This window comes from Undibacterium sp. 5I2 (genome assembly GCF_035019605.1).
In the GTDB taxonomy this organism is placed as follows: domain Bacteria; phylum Pseudomonadota; class Gammaproteobacteria; order Burkholderiales; family Burkholderiaceae_D; genus Undibacterium.
The window spans coordinates 1-7054 of the sequence record NZ_JASJVS010000099.1; the positions used below are offsets into that span (position 1 = coordinate 1).

A 7054-nucleotide genomic window follows, 5' to 3' on the forward strand; every position below is an offset into this window, starting at 1 on the left:
TTCAGGAAACGCATGAAAACCAACTACTGATAAGACTGCAATTGCACGCAGGCCATCAACATCGGCTCGATATTTTGGATGTACAGGACTAGTTTGTATCACTGAAAAATACTCTGATTTTAAGTTAAGTTACTATCGGATTAGGACATATGAAAACGACGATTACAAGCTATCGACAAGACAAACGCCTCACGGTATATTCAAAAAATTTGCTTACAGGATATTCTTATATAAATTCAACATTAAAGTCACTGAAATATCTTCGGTAAATTCACTGAGAAACCTAGTCCGAGCACCAGTGGAGAATTTTTCCGAATCAATTTTTGACCACAGAATTCTATTGCATGCCTCAGCAAGCTTTATTTCATCACCAACAGGCACATTTAAGCCGCTCACCTCGTGCTGATTTACCCACGGCACTCCCGACCCCGGTATGTTGGACGCTACAATTGGCAGACTGTAAGCCATCGCCTCCAGCAACACTACCCCAAAGGCTTCGGAGCGCTCAATTGAAGGTAGACAAAACAGATCAGCCCTTCGATACAGTTCAGCGAGTGCATTGTCTTCCAGGCGACCGGTCAAAAATACTTTTCCGTTTAACTTAAGATCTGAAATAAGTTTTTCCAACGATTGATACAACTCACCGCTTCCAACGATTACAACAGCCGAGTCATCGCTAAGCTTTTCCGCTGCTTTAATCAGGACCTCAAACCCTTTATATGGGACCAGCCGCCCCACTGCTAAAACAAGTTTCTTTCCTGTTAATTTTTCGTTCAAATCATCCGACAGAAATGTGCTGCCAGATAGTAAGCTTCCGGTTCCACTTGTATCTGCTATTCCGATTGGAATGATATTTACTTTTTCGGAGAATCGCTTAAGAATCGGGGAGGCATCTGCATAAATCGGTGATGTAGCGACAATACAATCAGCTCTCTTTAATAACGCCGTTTCAAGGGGTCGCAAAATCGAACCGAGTATCCCTTTTCCGATTACATCGCTATGCCAATGAACGACCAACTTTGGCTTTTTTCCTAAAAAAAGAGAACCCAATGCGCCTAACATATTCGGGACATGTATATGAACAATATCCGCTGAGCGTCCCTCGGAGATACACCTCCAAAGATATTTTAAGCCTATAGGCTGAGACGCGATCGTTCTCCAAATAGGCGCACGAACAACATTGACGCCATCAATCACTTGCTTCAGTTTTGCAGGTGTCTTTTCAAAGCAAACGACAGTAAGTTGGTGCCCCGCCTTTACAAAACCAGATGCAAGGCTTTCGGTGACACTTTCAATGCCGCCGGAATCCGGGCGATAATACTTCCCTATATGGACAATTTTCATCATAGCTGCTTCCCAGTCTTAGCGAAGTACTTACGCGAGACATGCCCCTTTAAAGATCGCCACCAAACAGATATTGGCCAAGCAGCCCACCATCTCAATGGAACCGATCCATAGTATTTTTTCACTATGGCCATTGATTCGCTATAGTGCTGATGCCGTTTTGTATTGGTTTTAGTTTCTTCGTGATCTCGATTTATAGCAACATCGACCTCAATGTAACGAAAGGGGCCGATACGCTCAGACAGGCGCCACCATAAATCGTAATCCATCGACATCCCCAGTGTCTCGTCCGCTCCATCAACTCGTTCCCATGCATCCCTCCGCATCAAAGTGCCAGGCTGGGAAATAATGCATCTAGAAGCCAATCTGACTCTACTGAACGGCTCAGTCTTAATACGTTCTAACTTTTTTAAATTTTTATCTGTATTCCAGACCCGTCCATAAACAACAGGAGAGTCCGGAGCACTGGTAAATGCAGCTAGCAATGCATTCAAACCACCCTCAAGATAGACATCGTCGCTATTGAGCCATGCGACATATGGGGCGCTTCCTTTCGCTATACATTCATTAATTGCAGCAGTTTGCCCATTATCTGGTGCACTGCGCCAGCCAGCCAATTTGTGTTCCCACTTTTTAATCACCTCCACAGAGTTATCCGTAGAGCCGCCGTCCGCAACATATACCTCAACAGGAATATTTTGAGAAAATATTGATGCGAGCGCATCGTCAATAAACTGACCCTGATTAAATGAAGGAACGGCAATAGTAATTACTGGTTTAATGTTTGTCATTTGTAGCTACAGGTGTTTTTTTTAAGGTTATGGTTTTCAATAGCATTGAAAAAATTAATAATATTTGCAAGTTATAACCAATATTGAACAAAAACGGGCGCTGCGCAATCAGCGCTAGTATGGCAAGTGATGTCAACATCCAAAATCTATTCAACTTCAAGGCACTAATAACTATGAGCGATACAATAATGAAAAAAATTAAATAATATGCTGAAGCGGCCATAATTCCGTAATAAGCTGCTGGAAAAGCAGGATTTTCTCCGAATCCACCGTATATATCAAAACATGAAGATATATCCCAGTTGCAGATACCTCCCATCCCATACGGATGTTCAACAACTAAATCGAACGCACGCTCAAACAGCTTACTTCTGTTGTCGCCAGCCAATGCCCCGTCAACCACAGTAAATCTATCGATTATTTGAGAAACTCCGCTCGATAAGTACAAAAGATAATCAATGCCTGAGATTGCACAAGCTGGAATAAACAAGAGTTTTGATTTACGTGCCGCAAACACAATCAAGCAACAAACTAAAATATGTGCGATCGAAAAAGTGATTAAACCACCAATTATCAAGAACCAATCTATCCCCCGCAATTTCCGATAGACCATTAAATTAATCAGTAATATTGTGTCTATCGCAAACGTATATGCACCGGGCTCATCAAAAATAAAACTGGGACGGATGATATGACCGCCGCCAATAGGAAAATTTGAATTAGAAAAAGTTGATAGAAACAGCAAGAGCTCTCGGCCATCCGGGTTAATCAGGCGAAATAGGTCAGCACCGCCAGCGAGGGCATAAAGAAACCCGATGATAGCCAGTGCAAGTGACAGCCCCATGAACTTAGTAGCAAAGTCGAGTGCTTGGGGATGTTTTCGCAAATCTATTAAAAATACTAAAGGTATTAGTGCGCATGTCATTAAAATACGCGTGACCACCTCGGCATTGAGTTCAAAAATCATGCCTAAAAGCGAAATTCCAAATACAAGTATAGTGAAGAGAAAATAGCTTCTAGGCAATGTCTCTTTTTGCAAAAATGTTAAGCAAACGAGCGCTAAACAAGTCACCAAAAATGCATACGGATTAGACATTTGAGAAGATGAAATTAATGCCATAACCAAAAAAAACGTGTACCCCATTTTATTTGGCGCATCTATTTTCATCACATCAGTTACGCCTTTCTTGTGCAATCTAATTCCAATGTATGGTTAATTATGTTTAAGTATGTCAATGCAAATTCATGCTGACGTTTCTTGTAATCTCGTACAAGCAATTTCTCGTCTAAAGGAATCGCTTTTTCTTGAAAAATTTCTACCATTAACTGTGCTAATTGATCAGCATTATCAGGAGAGAAAAATTTTCCAAAAGTGGGCGCTTGCTCTTTATGAACCGCTAAATCGGATAAAAGTAATCGTTTGTTTAATGTTTTAGCCTCTTCCACAGTCGTGCTCCAACCTTCAAACCGTGATGGGTTCAAAACTGCCAATGCATGCACCATCATCGATTGAGCATGCTGAAAGGGTATAACTCCTAACACTTTAAAATTAGTGGAAACGCCAGCCTCTTCACAGGCATGCATCAATTCACTGAAATAATTTGGCCTTCTGAGGTCTTTCGTCTGTCCTGTGCATACTACCGTGACATTGACACCTTGCTTCTTTAATATGGCAAGAGCGTCAATAACAATTTTGTGATTTTTATGTGTCCAAAATTGATTCGGGAGATAAAGATATTTTTCCGGTAAATCATAAGTATTCATCAAATGATCTAGCGAGACTATTTTACTAAAATCAATTGGGTTCGATACAAATCTTAATACATGCTTATCTACCTTCGATTTCGGATAAAAATCCATTAAATCTTTTAAGGCGTCAGCGCTACTGACAATTACCCCATCACATTGTTCGCAAGAAGTCATGTAACGTCGCTTCACCCATCGAAGTTGTGATTCAGTCCAGTGTTCTGGCAGATGCATAAACTGAAAATCAAACAGCCAAGGTAAAGTTTTGATCCCAGGCTTGTTACCTAAATAGCCGGAGTGAGAAAGTAAGTCAATTTTCTTCTGGAGCAAAAATCGCGCCAAAATTGGATCTGAATCAAAACCACGAAGAGTGAACTGACGTAACAGCCAAGCTGGGTTCATCCGATCCAAAATACTGGTTCTGATTACTTCCAGAAACGGAAACTCTTCAGGTAAAGTTGTCTCAGTCTTATTTCCGGTAATAAACACGAACTGAATTTTACTTATGTCTTGTAATTGTAAGCTCTCAAACAAACTGGCAAAATAGTTCCTCCCACCGAACCAATCTTTGTCGTTGAAAGTGTATGCAATAGCAACTTTTAATTTCATTTTCACTTTCGTTGTTTGTGCCAATTAACGTACTGCATTAAGCCGTCAGTCAGATTTGTTTGAGGTACCCAGTTTAATTTTTCTCGCGCGTTTTTACAGTTTGCAGTCAATTGTTTTGGGTTTCCTTCATGCGCAATGCCATCGAATTGCAAAGGTGCTTCTAATTTCGATAATTCTGCAAGAGTAAGAAGAACTTTTTTTGTAGTAGATTTAGCATTTCCACCGTTATAAATTTCATATATATCTTGTTTTGCAATGGCTGCCGAACACAAAAGTTCCGCGGCATCAGAAACGTGAATCCAATCACGAAGCTCGTCACCAGTGCCAAAAAAATGCGTCTGCCCTTTCTCAAATTTATTCAAAGCGTCCCATAAAAGTTGTTTTTGCAAACCATCTCCGTAGACAGAAAATAAACGGACAATACTTATTTTTGTGGAAAAAAATTGGCTATACATTTCACACAATTTTTCGGCTGCCACTTTGTGAAAACCGTATGGAGAAATAGGGTTTAATGAAAACGATTCTGACAAGTCAACTGGACCATGGTCGCCATATACTGCGGCACTTGATGCCATAACCAATCTAGTATTACTTGAGCAGTATTTTCTTACAAATTCCAATACCATCGATGTACTACAAACTGTGCGCTCAAAATCTTTGCAGGGTAATTCATAAGATGCTTGAACTGAACCTCCGCCTGCGCAATGCACAATAATTTCAGGTGATATTCCATTTGTCAATAACTTTAGGTTATCAAGTGAAACGTCACCTTCGTTCCATTTAACGATACCCCACTTTAAATAGTCAGACTCGGTCCAATTTCCGTGGCCAAGTCCAAAAACTTGCCAGCCTTGCTCCGACAATCGTCTACAAACATAACGGCCAATAAACCCAGCGGCACCAGTAACTACAGCAAGACGTTCGTTTAAAACTAAGTTTCCAGATTCCATATATTTAAGTGGCATTAAATTTAAGTGAGTTTATGAACGTCACTAAAGACGGTAAGTTACTAATGTGATCTTGCAATGATTTTTCTAAAATAATAGGATCGTCGCTTACCGAACACCATTCCTTAGTATGCCAATTAAATAATTTTCGAATCTGAGATGGTGAACCAGCAACTAAACTCAGCGGTGGCACTACCCCACGAACTAAACTGCTAGCGGCAATAACAGCACCAAACCCTATGTGAACATCACCCACTAAAGTGGAACCAGTTCCAACCCAACAGTTCGGTTCTAATACAATTTCTCCGTAACTAACAACTTTTGCCTTGGCATAAGGAACCTGAGGGTCAGAGTAGACGTGACCAGCTCCCAAAAATCTGCAGGAAGCTCCGATCAAACTATCGTGCCCTAGAGATATTAACTTGCCGGCAGAAAAGTAACAATTTTGACCAATAAAAACTCGGCTATCTATTTTAATTTGCGTAGCATTAGATAATCCATTTATATGAAGCAAAGTACCCCGGTGAATTTGCACGTCTTTGCCAATAGCCACTCGTGACCATTCATTTGAACTAACACTAAAGGCAACATATCCTCTCATTGCGCCGACAGCATAACGTCCAAATAAATCTGAAAATTTTCTAATTTTTCTTAATTTATTGATTTTCATTCTACAAATCAACGGTACTTTTTGCTTCCAACTCATCAACATAGTCCTTCTTGTTATTCGCTTGCGATACCGATTTGAATGGAGCTAACCCCTCCAACAACGGTATATGCGGGAACGTCTTTAGTTACAATTGCCCCTGCCGCCACAATTGCGCCTTTACCAATATGAACGCCTCGCATTATAAAAGCCCCAGCACCAATCCAAGCGTCATCATCAACTACGACTTCACTACCAGAAACATTTCCAATAGAAGGTATATTTTCGATCGTTGCTTTTTTAAAATGCAGGTGTCGCTCGGAAGCGCTAGAGCTATGTGATGGAGAATCGAAAATGTTAACTCCATGAGAAATGAGTACTCTGTTCCCAATGCTAATATTTTCACCGGACCAGATGCGTGTATCTGGTCCAATGAAGCAGTAATCACCAATAGATATTTTTCCACCGTCGCAGTAAACCATTAGTTCACCACAGACAACCGTATTTTTACCAACGAGAATTGAAGGAGAAATACTACCGTTACTAATTACTCGACTAGTTCGGTGAAAAATAGTTGTAATATCTGCCACGCAGTGATTACGCATTTTTCGCTGGTGGAAAGCTAAAAATAATTTTCTGGCAAAATCTAAAATAATTCTCATAAAACTTCCTTCTAAGCATCAACCAATTTACTGAAAATTTAACTTTCGTTTTATGTAGAGGAAACACGGAACGAGTGAAAAACATGAGAAGCAGAACGCGGAAACTATAGGAACCGCAACAAAGCCAAATTTTGGTATCAAAAATATTTTTAGGCTGAAGGAGATTACGGCAGTAACTGCGCCAGTCCACATTACTATTTGATTTGCTTTACTTGCAAACATAAATACAGAAATAGCCCCTCCAACTGCCTCGACTATCCTCCAAAGCGCCATACAAATTCCAAGCGCAAGTGGTGCAGATAAATGGCC

The 7054-nt window shown here is 40.5% G+C and carries 8 protein-coding genes; all 8 read right to left on the bottom strand.

Annotated elements, in window-relative coordinates:
* Positions 1-213: 213 nt before the first annotated feature.
* Positions 214-1347: a glycosyltransferase gene (locus tag QN359_RS19070; RefSeq protein ID WP_322247576.1), complete on the bottom strand. Its 1134-nt coding sequence runs from the start codon at positions 1345-1347 to the stop codon at positions 214-216.
* Positions 1344-2135 carry a glycosyltransferase family 2 protein gene (locus tag QN359_RS19075; protein WP_322247575.1) on the bottom strand — a complete coding sequence of 264 codons (792 nt, stop codon included), beginning with the start codon at positions 2133-2135 and terminating at the stop codon, positions 1344-1346. Before QN359_RS19075 ends, QN359_RS19070 begins: the two co-directional genes overlap by 4 nt.
* The gene (locus QN359_RS19080) at positions 2122-3330 is read right to left on the bottom strand and encodes a hypothetical protein (RefSeq protein ID WP_322247574.1); all 1209 of its coding nucleotides are present in this window, start codon (positions 3328-3330) and stop codon (positions 2122-2124) included. Before QN359_RS19080 ends, QN359_RS19075 begins: the two co-directional genes overlap by 14 nt.
* On the bottom strand, positions 3312-4490 hold the full coding sequence (locus QN359_RS19085) for a glycosyltransferase (protein ID WP_322247573.1): 1179 nt from the start codon (positions 4488-4490) through the stop codon (positions 3312-3314). The genes QN359_RS19080 and QN359_RS19085 overlap by 19 nt, the downstream gene beginning before the upstream one ends.
* Positions 4491-4492: 2 nt before the next feature.
* On the bottom strand, positions 4493-5440 hold the full coding sequence (locus QN359_RS19090; RefSeq protein ID WP_323493612.1) for an NAD(P)-dependent oxidoreductase: 948 nt from the start codon (positions 5438-5440) through the stop codon (positions 4493-4495).
* 4 nt (positions 5441-5444) lie between these two features.
* Complete coding sequence (locus tag QN359_RS19095) at positions 5445-6143, bottom strand: acyltransferase (RefSeq protein ID WP_322247571.1); 699 nt, start codon at positions 6141-6143, stop codon at positions 5445-5447.
* Between the two features lie 17 nt (positions 6144-6160).
* Positions 6161-6745, bottom strand: a complete 585-nt coding sequence (locus tag QN359_RS19100; RefSeq protein WP_322247570.1) for an acyltransferase — start codon at positions 6743-6745, stop codon at positions 6161-6163.
* 27 nt (positions 6746-6772) lie between these two features.
* The coding region (locus QN359_RS19105) for a hypothetical protein (protein ID WP_323493613.1) at positions 6773-7054 on the bottom strand (282 nt) is incomplete at its 5' end.

Bases quoted from the DNA above. Each gene is read 5' to 3' on its own strand.
- QN359_RS19070 (WP_322247576.1), bottom strand. From the start codon at position 1,347: ATGATGAAAATTGTCCATATAGGGAAGTATTATCGCCCGGATTCCGGC.
- QN359_RS19075 (WP_322247575.1), bottom strand. From the start codon at position 2,135: ATGACAAACATTAAACCAGTAATTACTATTGCCGTTCCTTCATTTAAT.
- QN359_RS19085 (WP_322247573.1), bottom strand. From the start codon at position 4,490: ATGAAATTAAAAGTTGCTATTGCATACACTTTCAACGACAAAGATTGG.
- QN359_RS19090 (WP_323493612.1), bottom strand. From the start codon at position 5,440: ATGGAATCTGGAAACTTAGTTTTAAACGAACGTCTTGCTGTAGTTACT.
- QN359_RS19095 (WP_322247571.1), bottom strand. From the start codon at position 6,143: ATGAGTTGGAAGCAAAAAGTACCGTTGATTTGTAGAATGAAAATCAAT.
- QN359_RS19100 (WP_322247570.1), bottom strand. From the start codon at position 6,745: ATGAGAATTATTTTAGATTTTGCCAGAAAATTATTTTTAGCTTTCCAC.